Source organism: Bacillus sp. CH_48, from assembly GCF_038008465.1.
In the GTDB taxonomy this organism is placed as follows: Bacteria; Bacillota; Bacilli; order Bacillales; family Bacillaceae_G; genus Bacillus_A; species Bacillus_A thuringiensis_S.
Window position 1 is genome coordinate 5,726,818 of the sequence record NZ_JBBOZF010000001.1, and the last position, 18,698, is coordinate 5,745,515.

The window sequence follows — 18,698 nt, forward strand, 5'->3', positions numbered from 1 at the left end:
AAATTAATTATTATTTAAAACTAAATCTTTGTCAACTATTTCCTTCACTTTTTTGGAAACAATTTCAGCCAAACAGTCGATAAATGCAGATTGTGCATTCGGCATATTTGGTCTAAAATATTTAGCATTTAATTCATCAGTTACAACTTTACATTCATAATCATTGTCATATAAAACTTCTAAATGCTCTGCCACAAAGCCAACTGGGCAATATATGAAAGATTCGTACCCATGCTCTTCATATAAATCTTTCGTTAAATCTTGCACATCTGGACCAATCCACGGATCTGGAGTATTCCCAGCACTTTGCCAACCCGTTGTATAGTTTTGAATATTGGCAGTCCCCGCAATTAAATCTGCTGTATGCTGCAATTGCTCCACATAAGGGTCCCCTGCTGCAATAATTGTTTCTGGCAAACTATGCGCCGAAAAAATTACAACTGTTTTCTCTTTATCTTCAATCTTTGTAAATGTTTCTTTTATTTGATCTGTCCAATACGAAATAAACTTCGGTTCATCGTACCATTGTTCAATTGGTTCAATCACAGGACCACCGATTTCTTTTGAAAGACGAATAGCACGGTCATTATACGCTTTAATGCTAAATGTAGAATAGTGCGGTGCTAATACGATACTAATCGCCTGCTCAATTCCATCTCGCTTCATTTCTTCTACAGCATCTTCTATAAATGGCGCAGTATGTTTTAAACCTAAGTAACAAGTAAATTCATACTCTGTAAATATATTATTCATTGAATCTGTTAATTTATGCGCCTGCTCTTTCGTAATTTTTGCAAGCGGCGAAATTCCACCAATCGCTTTATAGCGCCCAATTAAATCTTCAAGCGCTTCTTCTGATGGCTTACGTCCGTGACGGATATGTGTATAATATGCCTCTACATCGTCTAATGATTCTGGTGTTCCATACGCCATTACGAGTAAACCTATTTTTTCCTTTGTCATCTATATAACACCTCAATTTTATAAATGAGAATACTTTTCAGAACGTTTGTTTCAAATTATAACAAGTAATAATAAGTACGTCAAAATAATAATTCTAATTAAGTATTATTTATAAGGTGATTTTGAATTTTATATGACAATTTCTTTAATAAAAGCGACTTACATAATTGCAAGCCGCTTTTCTCCTATTCTTTAATATTTACCCCATACTCTTTAAACCAAACATGAATTTGTGCTAAATGAGCTAAAAGCTGTGGCCCAGTCATCAATTGACCAAACCACGGTGTTTGAAATGCACTGCCACCAGACTGAATCAATCCGCTCAACTGCTCTTTATCAAATAGTTCGTGTAAAATTGAACCTTTATCTGTTAATAGATTTTGAAGCCATACCGTTACTGCCTTTGTATAGTGTGGATTGTGCGTTTTCGGATAAGGACTCTTCTTCCTATATAAGATGTCATGTGGGAGTACATCTTCTAACGCTTTACGTAATAGACCTTTTTCGCGGTTTTTATACATTTTCATTTCCCAAGGAATATTCCACGCATATTCGACAAGACGATGATCTGCAAATGGAACGCGTACTTCTAAACTTGCCCCCATACTCATACGGTCTTTTCTGTCTAATAATGTTGTCATAAACCATACCATATTTAAATAAAATAATTGGCGTCTTTTTGCTTCTAGTGGACTTTCCCCCTCTAAAATAGGAACTTCTTGAATTGATTCCTCATAGCGCCTTTGTACATATTGTTGTAAATTTAGTTTATTTCTCCATTCTTTTTTTAGAAGTTGTTCACGTGCCTCTGTAGAACGCATCCACGGAAATGCACTCGATTGTAAATCATCTTCTCTATAAAACCACGGATATCCACCAAATATTTCATCTGCACATTCTCCAGATAAGCCAACGACAAAATCTTGTTTAATTTCTCGGCAAAACCATAATAATGACGAATCGATATCTGCCATACCAGGCAAATCACGAACGAGTACCGCTTCAGTTAAATACTCTGCTAATTGTTCATTCGAAATGACGCAGCGATGATGGGTTGTTTGAAATGTCTCAGTCATTAAATTAATAAACGGAGCATCTGAATTTGGCTGAAACGCATTCGCTTTAAAGTATTTGTCATTATCTTCATAATCAACAGAATATGTGTGTAATTGCCCTTTTCCTGACCTTGCATATTCTTTCGCAGCAATTGCTGTTATAGCGCTCGAATCTACACCGCCTGATAGAAAAGTACATAGTGGTACATCAGAAACGAGCTGCCTTGTAATCGCATCTTGTAATAAAAAGCGTGTTTTCTCTACTGTTTCTTCAAAGGAGTCTTCATGTTTTTTACTTTCCACATTCCAATATCTCCATATACATAAACCGTTCTTTGAAAATGTCATCGCATGACCTGGACGTAATTCTTTTATACCAGCATAAATACCGTGGCCAGGTGTTCTTGACGGTCCGAGTCCGAATATTTCTGATAATCCTTCTAATGTTACTTCTGCCTTCACATCTGGATGCGACAATATCGCTTTTAACTCCGAACCAAATAATAAGCGTCCGCTATCATATTTATAAAAAAGTGGCTTTACACCTAATCGATCTCTCGCAATAAATACTTGTTCTTTCTGTTCGTCCCATACTGTAAACGCATATATACCGTTTAAATGATCGACACATTCTTCTTTCCATTCAATATAAGAAGCTAATAATACTTCTGTATCAGAATGACCTTTGAACGTATATCCTCTTCTTAATAATTCCTTTCGAATGTCTTCTGTGTTATAAAGTTCACCGTTATAACAAATGGCATAATTCGTTTCATCTTTTAAACAAGTCATCGGTTGTTTACCACCCTCAGGATCAACAACGATTAACCGTTTATGCCCAAATGCGACATTACCTTTAATCCAAACTTTATTATCATCTGGACCGCGTTTCGCTAACGTCTCAGCCATCTTCGTAACGACATCTCTTTCTCCTTCTAATGAGCGTTTATAATCCACCCATCCTGTAATCCCGCACATATAAATCATCCTTCCATCTTATTTCTTTTCTTGAACGTGCAGTAATCCCCACCCTGTGAGTGCGGATCAAAAAAATGACAAACTTGACGATAACCTACTATCCACATATGGAATAGCATTCTCACTCAGTAAAACGTGTTTTATTGTATGCCCACCTATGTTTAGATGTGTCTAGTTATAAAGAATGCACGAACTGTCTATAACAGGAATAACTACTTTTCATAAAGGAGAAATCGTGTATGATACAACGTAAACATATTTTATATAACCAGCCCCGTGCTCATACAGTCGGTAATGTAGAATATATAAACAATGAATGGGTATTCTTTGATGATGAAAATGATGAAGCGTTTTTATTAGAAGATATTGCCGAAGATGGGTTTGAAGTTTTATATAATAACAATTGGCTACCAGCCCGTTTCTATGAACAAGATGTATTACAAATCGCCAACGAACAACACCATTTGCAAAATGGTGAAATGATACGTATTCGAAAAAAGTTACTTCTTAGTTATAATGAATGGCTCGAGGAATTACCTGACTCCGTCTTCACATTATTAACTGAATCATTGCAATCACTTCACTACTCTTTATATGATTGCATGTATTGTCATAATTATTTATCTTTCTTACCGAAAGAGGAGTCACGCGAAGGAGTAAATATTCTTTTGTTTGATAACGAAGAGATGATTTGTACACTGCAGCACCATTTCGTCCGTCACACTACATCCAATAAAAATATGTTCCGTTTTACGAAAGTAAATGGGGAAGAGTTGCATATCGATGCGACATAAAGTGAAACTTTAATCAGTGGGGCAGCCCCACTGATTATTAGCCTTCACCAATCGGGTGTTTACGAGCAGTTGATCTCCCGCCTAACTTCTTTGCTTAAGCTGAATTTTGAGGTGGGAGTTTTACTGCCAGTTAATACGGGATAACGTAAAAAACCACCTTATCTCCCAAGTCTTTGAGATTATAAGGTGGTTTTATTTTTTATTAGAATACTTTCCAGCCAATCGGTAATTTCAGCCCAAGGTAAAATACTGCTACTAGCGCAACAATAAATAAGCCCCAAACCGCCCCTGTTGGTTTGTTTTTGCTCATTTTCACAAGAACCATTTCCATTCCACCGATAACTAAAATACCAGTTAACATTTTTAAGCCATACCACATGTGCATGCTACCTGTTGCTGTCTTCACAATACTCATGTACAACATGAAGCCTGTCACAATAATGATGATATACATTAGGCGAAGCCCCATATGTACACCTTTACCTTTTCTTCCTGCTGAATAAAGTGAATACGCAACGAAGAATAAAATTAAACCTAACGCCCATGCTGTAATATGCATATGTACCATCGTATCCCTTACCTCCTCTTTTCACACTTTTTCACTCTATATGATAACATGTTCATTTATTTTCAGGAAATGTTTCGCTTTTTTACATTTAAATGATATAATATTTAGAGTATTTACAAACTTCTTGTAATAACAAAAGGGGGAACAATCATGATTCAAACTAAGGATATTATCGAACTTACAGACACATACGGAGCAAATAACTATCACCCACTTCCAATCGTTATTTCTAAAGCAGAAGGTGTTTGGGTAGAAGATCCTGAAGGAAACCGCTATATGGACTTATTAAGTGCATATTCTGCAGTAAACCAAGGTCATCGTCACCCGAAAATTATTAACGCTTTAATTGACCAAGCTAATCGTGTTACGTTAACTTCTCGTGCTTTCCATAGCAATCAATTAGGTCCTTGGTACGAAAAAGTTGCGAAACTAACTAATAAAGAAATGGTACTTCCAATGAACACAGGTGCTGAAGCTGTTGAAACTGCAATTAAAACAGTTCGCCGCTGGGCTTATGATGTGAAGAAAGTAGAAGCAAACCGTGCTGAAATCATCGTTTGTGAAGATAACTTCCACGGACGTACAATGGGTTCTGTTTCTATGTCTTCAAATGAAGAGTACAAGCGTGGATTCGGTCCAATGCTTCCTGGCATCGTTGTAATTCCTTACGGTGATTTAGAAGCATTAAAAGCCGCAATTACACCAAACACAGCAGCATTCATTTTAGAACCGATTCAAGGTGAAGCAGGAATTAACATCCCACCAGCTGGTTACTTAAAAGAAGCTCTTGAAGTATGTAAAAAAGAAAACGTTTTATTCGTAGCCGATGAAATCCAAACAGGCTTAGGCCGTACTGGTAAAGTATTCGCTTGTGACTGGGACGATGTAACTCCTGACATGTACATACTTGGTAAAGCACTTGGTGGCGGTGTGTTCCCGATCTCTTGCGTTGCAGCAAACCGCGACATTTTAGGTGTATTTGAGCCAGGTTCTCACGGTTCTACATTCGGCGGTAACCCACTTGCATGTGCTGTATCTATCGCAGCTCTTGAAGTGTTAGAAGAAGAAAAATTAACAGAGCGTTCTCTTCAATTAGGAGAAAAATTAGTTGGGCAATTAAAAGAAATTGATAACCCAATGATCACTGAAGTTCGCGGTAAAGGTTTATTCATCGGTATCGAATTAAACGAGCCAGCTCGTCCTTACTGTGAACAACTAAAAGCAGCTGGTCTACTATGTAAAGAAACACACGAAAACGTAATTCGTATCGCACCACCTCTAGTAATCTCTGAAGAAGATTTAGAGTGGGCATTCCAAAAAATTAAAGCTGTATTATCATAATAATAGAGAGGTTGTCCGGCATGTTGGGACAACCTCTTTCTTTTTATATTCATTTATATTAAGATAAAATCGTAATTTTCTGTATTTTAAAATCGTAAAGGAGGTGCGATATGCTATTAAGATACGGTAAACAGATTAACTATTTAGCTACATCTTTTATTTTAGTTACATTCTGTGGCTTCCTACTTTCCACAACATGGCTTATTCACTACTCAACTCCTACTACATTCACACTACTGAAAGCATCATTTTGGACTGCTGTTATTCTTACTATCATTGGTTTTGGACGAGAAAAAAGTGCACTTACGGTTATACTATTTGGCATTTGTACACTTGCATTCATTGGCCTTTACACTTTTTCCGTTATCGATTACCTCTATAACCCAAGGCCATAAAAAAGAGCTATCTTTTAACAAGATAGCTCTTTTCTTTATTTCACTACATTTCGCAAAGTACCAATTCCTTCTACTGTAATGACCACTTCATCACCAGCATGTAAAAACTTCGGTGGTGTAAAACCTTTTCCGACACCAGCCGGGGTTCCTGTTGCGATAATATCACCTGGTTCTAAAGTCATTCCTTTGCTTATCGTTGAAATAATTTCTTCTATCGAAAAAATCATTTTATTTGTGTTGGAAGTTTGCCTTACTTCTCCATTTACTACCGTTTCAATGTGTAATGCATTCGGCGCATTAACCACCGATTTATGAATTAAATACGGTCCCATCGGGCAAAATGTATCGAAGCTTTTCCCAAGGAAAAACTGTTTATGTTTTCTTTGAATGTCTCGAGCTGTTACATCATTTATAATCGTATAACCAAAAACATGCTCAAGCGCTTTTTCTTTTTTAATTTGCTTCCCTCGCTTACCTATAATGACAGCTAGTTCTCCTTCATAATCTAGTTCGTCCGTTGCGTGAGGGTGACCATTAATTTGCTCATTTATGCCAATAACTGTTGTTGGTGCTTTCGTAAAGATCATTATATTTTCTGGAATAGACTCTACTCCGCCCATTTCTACCGCATGCTCACGATAGTTTTTTCCAACGCACAAAATATTCTTTCTTGGCCTTGGAATCGGTGCTAATATTTTCACCTCTGTTAACGGATAATACGCCGCTTCCCCGTTCTCTTTTGCCCAATTTACAATTTCACATACTTTCTCAAAGCACTCAGTCCCTCTTTCAATACACTCTAACATTGTAATAGGGATTGTAACCTTTTCCCCTTTTTGTCTTTGCGCTTCTCTTAAGTGTAATACCTTTTCTTCTTCTTCATCCACAATACCTACAAATACCTTTTCTTCTTTCTTCGCCGTTACAAAACGCAATATTTCCACTCTCCATCCTAAAACTCATACCCTTTAATTGTATTCGCATCCGCAAGAAAAAAACCTTCTCATGCACGCTAATTTTTACAATATTCTTCTCACATCCTATTCGTTACCCCTTTACATTTGGCATAAAATGTAGAATTTTTACTTTTTTTAGCGAAGGTATTTCTTTTTTATGGGGTTTTTGTATAATATGTACTACATATATACTAAAAATTTCATTTAGAGATGGAGCCGATTTCAATGTTTGAGCAAGCGATTGAAAAAAAACGTGAAAAAATGATTTATTTTGCTGAACGCTATGGAATGACTTCTCAAAAAACAGTGGATTGTAGCCAAGAACTGGACAGGCTCTTAAATGTAATTTGGCATGTACATACGGATTTTCACTCAAATCAAACACTCAACACACACACGCAATAATGTGTGTGTTTCTTTTATTTCAAAAAAACACACATTTTATCGGAAACGCCCATACAATAGTAGAAAAGAAAATTTTAAAAACGAAGGGTGTTTTGTATGCCAGCTATGGTCGGACATATTCGTATCGTCAATATTGGATCAAGTGGTATTTTTCATATTGGAGATGTATTTGCGATTAGGCCTATTAGTTACTCACGTGCTTTCGCCGGGGCCGGCTCTTTTAATGTTGGAGATAATGTTTCTGTCTACAATTATCAAAGTGCAACGACTGTTAATGATTCAGATGTCGTTGATCAAGCGATAATTGGTTCAACTTAAAGGGGGCGATTGTATTGAATTTTTACGTAAACCAAAGCATTATCATTAACAGCATTAAAATTGATAGCATTACAACCTCTTCTGTATTCCAAATTGGCACTGCCGGAAGTATTAAAGCCCTATCCAAATTTTCAAATACGGGCGGATTTACGGAGCCGCTTCGCCCATTACAGGCAAACGGACAAATTATTTCTATCAAACCATCAACTAGTTCTTCTTAAGACATCCTTGTCATAAATATATAGCAGGAATATTTTTACCCTCCCTATTGAAAAGGAGGTTTCACAAATGAATCAAGATATATATACTTACTTACACCAACTTCAACAAGCTCTTCAAACACAACAAGCAGCCATCCTCAATTTAGAAGATCAAGTGCGTCAACTCCAAGAAGAGCTTAACGAATTAAAAAATCGCCCCTCCTCTTCTGTAGGAAAAGTGGAATACAAATTCGATCAATTAAAAGTCGAAAATTTAAATGGCACTTTAAATATTGGCTTAAACCCATTTTCAGCAAAAGGACAACAAATTGAAGATTTTCAAGTGGATACAGAAACATTGAAGGTAAATCCTGAAACCGAAACAAACCCAGACTTTTATCAAGGTATCCTCCAAGAAATGCATCGATACTTAGATGAAGAAGCATATAATCGTATTCTCCATTTTGAACAAGAAGAGAGAACACCGCTTGATGAAATGTATCGACAAATGATGGTGGATGACATAAAAAAACAGATGGAGCATCGACTCCCTTATTATTTATCACAAGTTCAATCATATGAAGGTATTTCAACAGATCCAGATTATTTACGAGATATCATTATCCAGGCAATGAAACAAGATATTGACAAAGCCTTTCTCTCATTTATTCAGCACATACCGGGAAATTTCCGAAAGGAGTAAGTATGTATGAACCTTAACGTTGTAAACCGTGAGTTAAAAGTCGGACAGATTAAAATGAACGGTGTATCGTCGTCCGCACTCTTTTTAATTGGAGATGCAAATCTCCTCATTCTATCTTCTATTCTCGATACACCATTTGAAACAGTTACAGAGGGTCCATTTGTACCATTAGTAACAGATGTCCCTCCTACTCCAGGTTAAGGAGACTGAGAAATTATGTTACATCATGTGTCCATTGTCCAAAATGTTTCTATTATTTCTTTAGGGATTACTGCCGTATTTCAAGTTGGAGATGCAAACCAAATGGAATTAAAAAGTAGAGCTCTTGCCGTCCACCGTGAAATTCCTTGTTATATAAGGGGAGAAGGTCGCTTTGATGCTTTTGAAATCTTTACAGATGAACACATTACAATTCCAAAACGAACGACAGATGTAAAATTAAATATTGTAAATGAATGCCCTTTTATTGAAGTTAATAATGTTGAATTGCGGACACTTTTAAATTCTGGTTGCTTTCAAATTGGAAATGTTGATTATGGTTTTAATAACTCTCGTATTATGCAAATCCGCCAATATATTACGGATGAACCTTCCGCACAATAATTCATATAGTAAGTAAAAAGCTTAGTAAAGTAGGTGGATGGTATGCCTTCGGTTGTAGGAAATCTCGTCGTTCAAAATAGTAACGGCTCTTTCAACTTAGGAGATTTTTATAACGTATCTCCGAAAGAAAACACGAAAGCTTATAACGGATCTGGGGCTTCCAATGTTGGATTTGTCGTAAATACGTTTAACGGTGTTAGTGCAACAAATACGTTTGATTCTGATGTGGCGGATCAAGATCAGATTGGAACAGCGTAAAAAAAGTAGGAGATATTCTCCTACTTTTTTCTTTTATCTAATTCAAAATTATTAAAATGAAATTTTAATAAGAAAGAGCTTTACTGTCCACAAATAGCAGTATAAACAAGTAAGTAGTAAAGAGGCACTATTTCATTTTATTTAAATGATAACCCTCTCTCCTCCAAAGCCTTTCTAAGCTTCGGCATAGACGCAGGTCCCATACCATGCAGTTTTAAAATCTCTTTTTCACTATACTTGGATAGTTCTTCTATCGTGTGAATTCCATGATGTTGCAGCGCATTTCGTGCTGGTGATGAAAGAAGTGAAAGAAATCCTGTTTTAGGTTTCTTTTCTTTCTCACAAGTCGGGCAAGTTGGGCAATCGCTACTTTTGTAGTATTCATGTCCTTTTTCACAAGTTCTTAACGTTTTTTCCGTTACCATTTTCAAGCCCCTCTATTCCTCAATATTTACAACATGATTCCCATCAAAGAAGTATAAACATTTCTCTTTCACAGGATGTTGTAAGCTTTTCTCCAGCGCTTTTGCATATAACGAAAGCTGTACTTTATATCTATCTTCTAAAATTGGTTTTGCTTGTTCGAATCCGCCTGGGAATTTCCCTTCAATCGTATCTGTTTTGAAGTCGATTAACGTAATGCCGTCTTCCTCTTCAATCATGCAGTCGATAACCCCTTGGACAAGAATCGTTTCTTCACTCTTCCCTTGCCAATCTTGATATGCTTCTTCTGCTGCAAGCATCATCGTAAATGGCACTTCACGCTCAACACTTTTCGCCGCTAGTACCCTTTTACCTAAATCACTGTCAAAGAATGAAATTACTTTTTCAATCGCTATTTCTTCCGCCTGCTCGAATGTTAATAATTCCTTATTTACCATTCCAGCAATTTGCTCTTGCAGAACTTCAACCGTAATCGGCTTCTTCAAATCAACATGCTGCATAACGGCATGGACTGCTGTTCCACGCTCTGCGTACGTTAATCCTTTTTTCTCCATAAAGCGCGGACGTGTTTTAATTGGCGCACGTAGTTTTTTAATAAAGGCATTATCGCTACCTTCTTCAGATTGATAATTTCTCTTTATTTCTGTAACAGATTGCTTCGCACGATAAGATGTTGCATCCTCATATCCGTACTTCCACATTAATCTGTCGTACACTTCTTCTTTCCGTTCACTTTGCAGGGGAACAGCCTTTTTCTCACGAAGCGCTTCTAACAATTCTTGTTTCTCTTCTTGAACTGGCTCTGGTGCAAGTAGCGTGTTACCGTCCACAACTTCTACTTTCCAGTTCGTGTCATACCCGTAAATTTCATCTGGAATACTTCCTTGTCCTAATTCAAGAAGCATTTCACTATCACGGTGTCTATATAATGAAGGTGCAATCCAGTCTAAATAACAAGACGCTCCGGCACGTATGTGATCCGGTAATAACCATTCACTATGTTCCCTCGCATCAAGCCATTTTTCCATTTCCTTATTTGCATCCTTAACTGTTCCGATTAAAATTAACTTCTCTTTCGCACGCGTCAACGCTACGTATAGTACGCGCATTTCTTCCGCAATTAATTCCATTTTCATTTTACGTTTAATCGCAAGCTGTGATAATGTCGTGTATTTAATTCGTTTACGCGGATCGATAAATTGCGAACCGAAACCGAAATCTTTATGGAGTAAGAAACGTTTCATTAAGTCTTGTGTATTAAAACGACGGCCGAGTCCAGCTACAAATACAACCGGGAACTCTAGCCCTTTACTTTTATGGATCGTCATGATGCGAACAACGTCTTCTTGTTCACCGAGGGCCCTCGCCGTCCCCATATCATCACCGCGTTCTAAAATACGTTCAATAAAACGTAAGAAGCGGAATAATCCTCTAAATGATGTTGCTTCATATTGTCTTGCACGGTCATATAGTACGCGTAAGTTTGCCTGCCTTTGCTTTCCAGCTGGTAAACCGCCAACGAAGTCGTAATAACCTGTCTCGCCGTACACTTTCCAAATTAAATCAGAAAGTGATTGTTGACGTGCAAATTCACGCCATCCTTGCAGTAAGTTATAAAACCACTCTAGTTTTTCATGAAGTTCTTGTTCCTCTTCAAGCGGTGCACCTTTTAAGAATGAGCTCATTACTTCATAAAACGAGCCTTTCTTTCCGTGAGCACGAAGCGTCGCAAGGTCTTCATCGTTTAATCCAACGATTGGGGAACGAAGTACAGCTGCAAGCGGGATATCTTGCATCGGATTATCAATAACGCGGAATACGTTCATCATAATATTTACTTCCGTTGCTTCAAAATAACCAGTCGCAAGGTCAGCATATACCGGAATTCCTTGCAATTTTAACTCTTCCATAATTTGCGGCGCCCACGGCATGGAGCGAAGTAAAATAACGAAGTCGCGGTATTGTACAGGACGCATACTATCCGTTTTACGGTCATACACTTCATAACCGGAATCAACCATCGCTTTAATGCGCTGCGCCATAAGGCGAGCTTCAAGCTGTGCTTTTTCGACTTCTGCACCTTCTTCACCGTCTATTACTTCTTCTTCCGTTTGCTGAATACAGAGTAATTCTGCCGCTACATCTTCACCTTCTGGATAGGTAGCACCTAGTTTTAATTCAGCGTCAGCATCGTAGTCAATCTCTCCAACTTCTTCGCCCATAATTTGTTTGAAAATGAAGTTCGTACCTGCTAGTACTTCATGACGACTACGGAAGTTTTTCGCTAAGTCAATCTTCATTCCGCCGCCCAATCCTTCTTGTGTGAAGCGTTTATACTTTCCTAGGAATAGTCCTGGTTCAGCTAGTCGGAAACGATAAATCGACTGCTTTACGTCACCAACCATGAACAAGTTTCCTTCACTCTCAGAATCTTTCGTTACGAATTTAATAATGGATTCCTGTACAAAGTTCGTATCTTGATATTCATCGACTAATACTTCAGTAAATTTATTACGATATTGGAGCGCCACTGCTGACGGATTCATTTCACCATTTTCACTTTGTTCACTTAAAATTTGTAAACAGAAATGCTCTAAATCTGTGAAATCGACCATTCCTTTATCTCGCTTCATCGCTTGGAAACGCTCTGTAAATACTTTTACAAGTTGAACAAGCTTTTCTAATACTGGGTGCATATCTTGAAAATCTCGTAAGAAACTTTCAGGTTTGCGGCTAAATAACTCTTCTTGTAATTTCTTTACTTCATCTTTCGCTTTATTACGAAGAGAGTCTACTTGTTTTACAACATCTTCATTGTAATCACTTTTCTTAATACGCTTTAACGTTTGCCACGATACGTTTTGCATCGCTTCATACACGCTTGTCCACGACTCACGAGCAGCTGATGATAACGTTCCAAGTAATGCTACATCTGCTTGCAGGGTTTCAACGCGAGGCGCTGGACCGTCAGGAAGCATTGCGAGTTCAGTTGCCTTACGAATATGCTGTTCCGCTGTTTCAAGCTGGAATTTCACATCTTCTAATAAATAAGAAGCATATACTAAATCTTCAATTGTCTTTCCTTCTACGTCATATGCTTCTACTAATTTATCAAGCCATTTTTCCGGATTTGGATGCGCTCTTGACTCTGTATGAAGCGCTAAAATCATACGTTGTAAGTCATCATCACTACGGTCACTCGTATAACGATCAACAAGTTCAAAGAAGATTGTATTATCTTCGATTCCGTACTCTTCTTCTAATATGTCATCTAGCACTTCTTCTTTTAACAATTCATTTTCTGTTTGATTCGCAATACGGAAACGAGGATCAACATCCAGCATGTAGTAATATCCTCTAATTACTTGTAAACAGAATGAGTGAATTGTTGAAATGGAAGCTTTATTTAATAGGCTCAGTTGCTTTCTTACATGCTGAGAGCCTGGTTCATCAATTAATACCTTTTCTAACGCTTCCCCAATTCGATTTTTCATCTCTTGCGCTGCTGCATTTGTAAATGTTACAACGAGCAGGCGGTCGACATCGACTGGATTCTCTTCATTAATAATCTTTTTAATAATACGTTCAACTAATACTGCTGTTTTACCTGATCCAGCTGCAGCCGCAACTAAAATATCACGTCCGTTCGCTACAACAGCTTTCCACTGGTCATCTGTCCATTGACTACCTTCTGGTTTTTTAGGCCAATTTTCTATCATTCTCCGCCAACCTCCTCTCTTATTTTCTCCATCGCTTCACTATCTTTCATATCTTTTAACGTACGGAATTGATTATCTTCAAGTGACTCATCAAATTGACAAACAGATTTGAAGTTACAGAACGTGCACGCTGCTTTATTTCCCATTTTATAAGGAGCAATATCGATAACACCTTCTGTAATATCTTTTCCGATATTTTCAAACGTATGGTGTACATATTTTTGCAGTATGTTAAACTCTTGCTCACTTGCAATACTTGAACGCGCACTAAAGCTACCGTCTTTTTTCAGGCCAGCAGAAATAATATCTGAACTTCCTGTTGAAAGTTTGTTATCCATTAAACGAACAACGTCCGCATCTCCTAATACGAGTCCTTTCATTTTAAATTTCTTTAAAATTTCTTTTTCAATTTCGGCTTCAGATGCGTCACCTTTCATTTCAACAATTGGATTATGGATATGAAAATACAATACACCCGCTGGTGATGCTGCTTGGCCTTTTTTCATCCACGTCTGTGCATTCGAAGTAACAACATCTAAATACGTTAACATTTGAAGTGCTAATCCGTAATACACTTCTGTTAAATCTAACGCTTTTGAACTTGATTTATAATCAATAATACGTAAGAACGTCCCGTTCTCATCTTCTGCCTTATCAACACGGTCAATACGGCCGACTACTTCCATCTTCACACCATTTGGTAGTGAGAATTCCATCGGCGGAAGTGATCCTGTACCGCCCATACCGAATGGCACTTCTAAATCAACTGGTACGAATCCGCTCGACTTCGCATGTTCACGAAGAATGATTGACGTACGGAAAATGATTTGTTGTAGTTTTTGTTTTAAATAGAAATGACGGTTTGAACTTAATAAAATTTGTCGTTGTAATAACGGTGCAATTTCTTCTATTACTAAAACAGAAAGATGCTCGCACTCTTTTATGGATAAATCCGCCCAAGTACGGTTTTCACGCAATAACTTGTCCGCAATTTTCTTTAATGCCGCATGGAATAATTCGCCGATGTCCGGTGCATCAAGCTTGAAAATATCACGCTCTCTAAGTGATAAACCGTGCTGTGCAAAATGAGCGTATGCACAACGGTTAAATAGTTCCATACGAGAGACGCTTCCTTTAATTATATCTCCATATAAATCTCTACTTACTGCTGTACTTAGTTTCTTCGCACGATTTCGATAGAATAAACTTGATAAGACGCGGCTACTTTTTTGTTTCCATTCATCTGAAGTTACGTAGAAATTATATACGTCCCACCAAAAGTCTAAATTCCCTTCAAATCCGTATCGCTTCCACGTTTGTAGTTGCTGCATAACGTAAGATAACGTTACTTCTGGCGTTGCTACGTATGAAATTTGTTCTGAACGTGATAAATCGTTTACGTCATTCGTAATAAATGAATCTTTCACATTAGGGAACATTCTTTTTATTTTCTTAATAAAGCTAGACGCAAGTAACGTCTTTCCTTCTTCATCTGCAAGCGGGCATGAAATGTATAACCTCTCAGACGCTCTCGTTACCATTTGATACATAACGAACTGTTCTTCTAACAAAGTTTGTCTCGTCGTTGGCGCTAATTCAATCCCTGCCGCACCAAGAACTTCTCTTTCCTCATCAGAAAGCATACCTTCATCCATAGGTGCTGCTGGAATGACCCCCTCATTTACACCTATAATAAACGTTGCTTTCACGTCAGATAACCTGGAGTGATCAATATTAGCAATTAACACTTGGTCTAATGACGGCGGAATGTTAGCAAATTGAAGTGCCTCAAGACCTGTCGACATAACGTCCGTAAACATAGAAAGAGACATTTTCTCTTCACCAAGCATCTCTACAAATGTATCAAGAAGACTCATTACTTCTTCCCATACTTGTTCATGATCTGTCGCAAATAAGAAATCTCCACTTTCTTCTGCACGTATACGTAATTCTTCTAGCTTCTTCGAAACATCCAGTTCTTCTAAAAATAAGTAAACTGCTTCACACATTTGCATAACTGTTCCTGCACGCTTTAACCTTTTTTGCATGCGAATAACAGGTGGTCTTACAACGTCACGTAACCTATTTATTTTCTCTTCCATTTCACGTTCACTGTCTGTAATCATCCCGTTCGTATCATCAAGAGAACGATAACGGCGATACATCCATGGATCCTCTGAAGTCCACCTCTTTCCTTGTACACCGTACGCTAAACAGTAATTTTCAAATTCATCCATTTCTTCACGCATCGTTTCTTTTCTTACGTCTAATGGATATAAAAGCTCTGTTTTCACGCAGCGGAACACCGCATCATAACGCCAATTCCCACTAATAATCTCGAGTGCAGAACGAATACATTCTACTAATGGGTGGTGTGACATCGGGCGTTTTTCATCGATGAAGTGCGGGATATTATAATCTGTAAATAACGTTCGCATCACATCGTAATAACTTTCCCCATTACGAAGAAGCACTGCAATATCTCGGTAACGATACCTTTCATCCGCAACAAGTTTACGAATTTCACGAGCAACACCTTCTACCTCCGCTCGTAAATTCGCAGCTGTGCTAATCGTTACACTCGCTTCACCGTTAAATTTTTCATTCGGACGCGCTTCATAATGAGCTTCTAAATGCGCTAATGCCGGAGAATGAAAACGCGGCTGTTCCATAAGTGGAATTGTTTTTTCAATTTCTATTTTCTCTTCACGCGCTACTTGTTTGATTTTTTCATACGTTAACGTCGTTTCATAAAATAAATCGAGTTCATTTACTGGCTGTGCTAACGTTTTTTCATCTATCGTTAACGTGATCGTAACTCTCGCTCCGCAAATCATAAGCTGTCTTACAATCTCTAACTCTTGCGGGGAGAATGAATGAAATCCATCTATATAAATTTCCGCACCATTTACATATTCAGACTGCGGAAGCTTTTCCACTAGCAATTGCAGGTAGTCTTCTGAATCTAAATATTTTCCAATTAAAGCACGTTCAAAATCATCGTATAATAGCTGTAAATCATACACTTTATTCGCTAGTAACTTTTGTTCGGCACTGCTACTATGCGCATCCAATTGTTGCCACATTTCATATACGTTAGATGGCGTTACATTGTAACGTTTAAACTCTGCAATCATACTGCCAAGATGTTCAAAGAAACCGTTTTGCTCCGCTGCTTTTTGGAACACCGATAATCCATCTTTACGAGACTCTACAATTTTACGGAGTAACATATGTACACCCGCTTCATCAATATGAAGACGACTCGCTCCGCCAACTTCTTGTAGTACCTTCCACGCTAATCGTGAAAAACTAAAAACTTGTGCCCGAATAGAACCTCTTACATCCTCACTTCCAATTAACGCCTGCTGCGTCTGGAATGTCATCTGTTCTGGCACAAGATATAATATTGTTTTCCCTCTCGGGCGTTGTTTTAACTCTTCTTGCACTTCGCGTAAACAAAGTGTACTTTTTCCACTTCCCGCTCTACCAATCACAAATCGAAGTGACATGTAACCCCACCTTTCACTTACATAACGAACGTTAGTTTGCTACTATAATTGTATTATAGTACACGAAAAAAGACAAACTGAGTTGTTTGTCTTTTCTATACTTCTATCTATTATATCAACCTTTTGAAAAATTCGTTTGCACCTCTTGAATTGGCCAATATCGCAAATCAACTTTACCGACGACTGTATCAGCTTTTACAAAGCCAAAGTGTCTACTATCCCAGCTCCCGAGCCGGTTATCACCTACTACAAAAATAAACCCGGGTGGCACCAGCTTTTCTTTCGTTAACTCTTCTAATTTAAAGTCGCCTGTTAGTTGCCTTCCATTTATCTCTTTCTTATATTTCTCTAGATACGGCTCATCAATAAATTGTCCATTTATATATAACTTATCATGCTTATATTCAATATGATCTCCAGGTAAACCGATAATTCGCTTTACATAGTCCTCTTTTTTATTCGCATGAAACACCACAACGTCAAATCTGTTCAAGTCCCCAACTTGATAACTCACCTTATTTACAACGAGCATATTACCATCTTGCAATGTCGGCATCATTGACTTCCCCTCTACAACATACGTTGAGAAGAAAAACGTTCGAAAAAATACAGCTAATAATACACCAATTAAAATTGTTCGTATCCACTCTATGCCTTCTTTTTTCAAAGTTTTCTTCATCCGCTTCTCCCCTTATCCTTTAATACTGAAGCTTTCCTTTACAAAGAAGACTATTCTTAATGTAGTTCTAACTTTACTTCAATTTTCTTACCGACATACCATAAAATAAAAATACCAATCGCTACAATGACTGATTTCACCGGATTATGAATAAATGACATTAAATCATGACCGATATACGTTAAAATAAAAATCATCACAAGTTTTCCGAATGCTAACGCTAGCCCAAACTGTTTTACACTAATTCGTGATAAACCAGCGACAACATTTATTAGCGCTGACGGTGTAAACGGAAAACAAAATATAACAAAAATCGGTGCGAATCCTTTCCTTTCAATCCACCCCATTGCTTTTCTTACTCTCTCATGCTTATTTACAAACGAAAAGAAACGACTGCGACCAAAATGGCGGATGATGAAAAAGACAAGTAATGCACCCATTACTGATCCAAGCCATGAATAAAGAAAACCGAGCCAAAAGCCAAATGCAACAGCATTCGCCAGTACAAATACAATAAGCGGTAAAGCTGGAATCAACGCCTCTATCATCGGTAAACCAATACCAAGAAGTGGTCCGAACGCTTTATAACTCTCAACAATATGATCCATATTTTCTGGTGAAAAATACTCTTTGATTGTCTGAAAATCCATTCTACACTTTACCCCTTTACTCTAAATACTATCCCTACTGTATCATTGCTTATATGAAAGAGGAAATGGTAGATACGACATATGGAGATGTATTTATTAAAGTTTCCATATCTTTCATAAGAATTCCTTCATTATTTAGCTATGATAATCTATCAAT

Annotated in this window: 19 protein-coding genes; 10 read left to right on the top strand and 9 right to left on the bottom strand. The window is 37.6% G+C overall.

Annotated features, from left to right (window positions below):
* Positions 1 to 3: 3 nt before the first annotated feature.
* Positions 4 to 963, bottom strand: coding sequence for a ferrochelatase (hemH, locus tag N2V92_RS28990; RefSeq protein ID WP_000159539.1), 960 nt, complete (start codon positions 961 to 963; stop codon positions 4 to 6).
* A 185-nt stretch (positions 964 to 1,148) separates the two neighbouring features.
* Complete coding sequence (gene asnB, locus N2V92_RS28995; protein WP_016077975.1) at positions 1,149 to 2,996, bottom strand: asparagine synthase (glutamine-hydrolyzing); 1,848 nt, start codon at positions 2,994 to 2,996, stop codon at positions 1,149 to 1,151.
* Between the two features lie 239 nt (positions 2,997 to 3,235).
* Between asnB and N2V92_RS29000 the strand changes: the two genes are divergently transcribed.
* Complete coding sequence (locus N2V92_RS29000; RefSeq protein ID WP_000616051.1) at positions 3,236 to 3,790, top strand: DUF2777 domain-containing protein; 555 nt, start codon at positions 3,236 to 3,238, stop codon at positions 3,788 to 3,790.
* A gap of 202 nt (positions 3,791 to 3,992) precedes the next feature.
* Here N2V92_RS29000 and N2V92_RS29005 read toward each other — a convergent pair whose 3' ends face one another.
* Positions 3,993 to 4,358 (bottom strand): YisL family protein, encoded by a 366-nt coding sequence (locus tag N2V92_RS29005; RefSeq protein WP_000233496.1) that lies wholly within the window; start codon positions 4,356 to 4,358, stop codon positions 3,993 to 3,995.
* A gap of 150 nt (positions 4,359 to 4,508) precedes the next feature.
* Here N2V92_RS29005 and rocD point away from each other — a divergent pair, with 150 nt between their 5' ends.
* Together rocD and N2V92_RS29015 are read left to right on the top strand one after the other, a co-directional pair.
* On the top strand, positions 4,509 to 5,699 hold the full coding sequence (rocD, locus tag N2V92_RS29010) for an ornithine aminotransferase (RefSeq protein ID WP_170264806.1): 1,191 nt from the start codon (positions 4,509 to 4,511) through the stop codon (positions 5,697 to 5,699).
* Between the two features lie 110 nt (positions 5,700 to 5,809).
* Positions 5,810 to 6,094 (top strand): hypothetical protein, encoded by a 285-nt coding sequence (locus N2V92_RS29015; RefSeq protein WP_016077976.1) that lies wholly within the window; start codon positions 5,810 to 5,812, stop codon positions 6,092 to 6,094.
* 35 nt (positions 6,095 to 6,129) lie between these two features.
* Here the strand turns inward: N2V92_RS29015 and N2V92_RS29020 are convergent, their stop codons facing one another.
* Positions 6,130 to 7,029 (bottom strand): fumarylacetoacetate hydrolase family protein, encoded by a 900-nt coding sequence (locus N2V92_RS29020; protein WP_001213078.1) that lies wholly within the window; start codon positions 7,027 to 7,029, stop codon positions 6,130 to 6,132.
* A gap of 246 nt (positions 7,030 to 7,275) precedes the next feature.
* On the opposite strand from N2V92_RS29020, the gene N2V92_RS29025 reads away from it, so the two are divergent.
* From N2V92_RS29025 to gerPF, 7 genes are all read left to right on the top strand, one after another.
* A complete protein-coding gene (locus tag N2V92_RS29025; RefSeq protein WP_000462848.1) occupies positions 7,276 to 7,455 on the top strand; it encodes an aspartyl-phosphate phosphatase Spo0E family protein in 180 nt (59 codons plus the stop codon).
* Positions 7,456 to 7,551: 96 nt separating this feature from the next.
* Positions 7,552 to 7,773, top strand: coding sequence for a spore germination protein GerPA (gene gerPA, locus N2V92_RS29030; protein WP_001111188.1), 222 nt, complete (start codon positions 7,552 to 7,554; stop codon positions 7,771 to 7,773).
* Positions 7,774 to 7,787: 14 nt separating this feature from the next.
* Positions 7,788 to 7,994 carry a spore germination protein GerPB gene (gerPB, locus tag N2V92_RS29035; RefSeq protein WP_001012509.1) on the top strand — a complete coding sequence of 69 codons (207 nt, stop codon included), beginning with the start codon at positions 7,788 to 7,790 and terminating at the stop codon, positions 7,992 to 7,994.
* 67 nt (positions 7,995 to 8,061) lie between these two features.
* Positions 8,062 to 8,676, top strand: coding sequence for a spore germination protein GerPC (gene gerPC / locus N2V92_RS29040; protein WP_001070761.1), 615 nt, complete (start codon positions 8,062 to 8,064; stop codon positions 8,674 to 8,676).
* Positions 8,677 to 8,682: 6 nt separating this feature from the next.
* A complete protein-coding gene (gene gerPD, locus N2V92_RS29045) occupies positions 8,683 to 8,877 on the top strand; it encodes a spore germination protein GerPD (RefSeq protein WP_001052807.1) in 195 nt (64 codons plus the stop codon).
* Positions 8,878 to 8,892: 15 nt separating this feature from the next.
* Positions 8,893 to 9,279 (top strand): spore germination protein GerPE, encoded by a 387-nt coding sequence (locus tag N2V92_RS29050; protein WP_000902327.1) that lies wholly within the window; start codon positions 8,893 to 8,895, stop codon positions 9,277 to 9,279.
* Between the two features lie 42 nt (positions 9,280 to 9,321).
* Complete coding sequence (gene gerPF / locus N2V92_RS29055; RefSeq protein WP_001141566.1) at positions 9,322 to 9,537, top strand: spore germination protein GerPF; 216 nt, start codon at positions 9,322 to 9,324, stop codon at positions 9,535 to 9,537.
* A 137-nt stretch (positions 9,538 to 9,674) separates the two neighbouring features.
* Here the strand turns inward: gerPF and N2V92_RS29060 are convergent, their stop codons facing one another.
* From N2V92_RS29060 to N2V92_RS29080, 5 genes are all read right to left on the bottom strand, one after another.
* Entirely contained in the window at positions 9,675 to 9,962 is a 288-nt protein-coding gene (locus N2V92_RS29060; RefSeq protein WP_000255718.1) for an RNA polymerase alpha subunit C-terminal domain-containing protein, read from the bottom strand.
* 12 nt (positions 9,963 to 9,974) lie between these two features.
* The gene (gene addA, locus N2V92_RS29065) at positions 9,975 to 13,700 is read right to left on the bottom strand and encodes a helicase-exonuclease AddAB subunit AddA (protein WP_016077977.1); all 3,726 of its coding nucleotides are present in this window, start codon (positions 13,698 to 13,700) and stop codon (positions 9,975 to 9,977) included.
* Positions 13,697 to 17,212: a helicase-exonuclease AddAB subunit AddB gene (addB, locus tag N2V92_RS29070; protein WP_016077978.1), complete on the bottom strand. Its 3,516-nt coding sequence runs from the start codon at positions 17,210 to 17,212 to the stop codon at positions 13,697 to 13,699. The genes addA and addB overlap by 4 nt, the downstream gene beginning before the upstream one ends.
* Before the next feature lie 115 nt (positions 17,213 to 17,327).
* The gene (lepB, locus tag N2V92_RS29075) at positions 17,328 to 17,891 is read right to left on the bottom strand and encodes a signal peptidase I (RefSeq protein WP_000751896.1); all 564 of its coding nucleotides are present in this window, start codon (positions 17,889 to 17,891) and stop codon (positions 17,328 to 17,330) included.
* 56 nt (positions 17,892 to 17,947) lie between these two features.
* On the bottom strand, positions 17,948 to 18,541 hold the full coding sequence (locus N2V92_RS29080) for a TVP38/TMEM64 family protein (RefSeq protein ID WP_000347517.1): 594 nt from the start codon (positions 18,539 to 18,541) through the stop codon (positions 17,948 to 17,950).
* Positions 18,542 to 18,698: the final 157 nt, after the last annotated feature.

Coding starts and splice junctions, on each gene's coding strand:
- hemH (WP_000159539.1), bottom strand. CDS start 963: ATGACAAAGGAAAAAATAGGTTTACTCGTAATGGCGTATGGAACACCA.
- asnB (WP_016077975.1), bottom strand. CDS start 2,996: ATGTGCGGGATTACAGGATGGGTGGATTATAAACGCTCATTAGAAGGA.
- N2V92_RS29000 (WP_000616051.1), top strand. CDS start 3,236: ATGATACAACGTAAACATATTTTATATAACCAGCCCCGTGCTCATACA.
- N2V92_RS29005 (WP_000233496.1), bottom strand. CDS start 4,358: ATGGTACATATGCATATTACAGCATGGGCGTTAGGTTTAATTTTATTC.
- rocD (WP_170264806.1), top strand. CDS start 4,509: ATGATTCAAACTAAGGATATTATCGAACTTACAGACACATACGGAGCA.
- N2V92_RS29015 (WP_016077976.1), top strand. CDS start 5,810: ATGCTATTAAGATACGGTAAACAGATTAACTATTTAGCTACATCTTTT.
- N2V92_RS29025 (WP_000462848.1), top strand. CDS start 7,276: ATGTTTGAGCAAGCGATTGAAAAAAAACGTGAAAAAATGATTTATTTT.
- gerPA (WP_001111188.1), top strand. CDS start 7,552: ATGCCAGCTATGGTCGGACATATTCGTATCGTCAATATTGGATCAAGT.
- gerPC (WP_001070761.1), top strand. CDS start 8,062: ATGAATCAAGATATATATACTTACTTACACCAACTTCAACAAGCTCTT.
- gerPD (WP_001052807.1), top strand. CDS start 8,683: ATGAACCTTAACGTTGTAAACCGTGAGTTAAAAGTCGGACAGATTAAA.
- N2V92_RS29050 (WP_000902327.1), top strand. CDS start 8,893: ATGTTACATCATGTGTCCATTGTCCAAAATGTTTCTATTATTTCTTTA.
- gerPF (WP_001141566.1), top strand. CDS start 9,322: ATGCCTTCGGTTGTAGGAAATCTCGTCGTTCAAAATAGTAACGGCTCT.
- N2V92_RS29060 (WP_000255718.1), bottom strand. CDS start 9,962: ATGGTAACGGAAAAAACGTTAAGAACTTGTGAAAAAGGACATGAATAC.
- addA (WP_016077977.1), bottom strand. CDS start 13,700: ATGATAGAAAATTGGCCTAAAAAACCAGAAGGTAGTCAATGGACAGAT.
- addB (WP_016077978.1), bottom strand. CDS start 17,212: ATGTCACTTCGATTTGTGATTGGTAGAGCGGGAAGTGGAAAAAGTACA.
- lepB (WP_000751896.1), bottom strand. CDS start 17,891: ATGAAGAAAACTTTGAAAAAAGAAGGCATAGAGTGGATACGAACAATT.
- N2V92_RS29080 (WP_000347517.1), bottom strand. CDS start 18,541: ATGGATTTTCAGACAATCAAAGAGTATTTTTCACCAGAAAATATGGAT.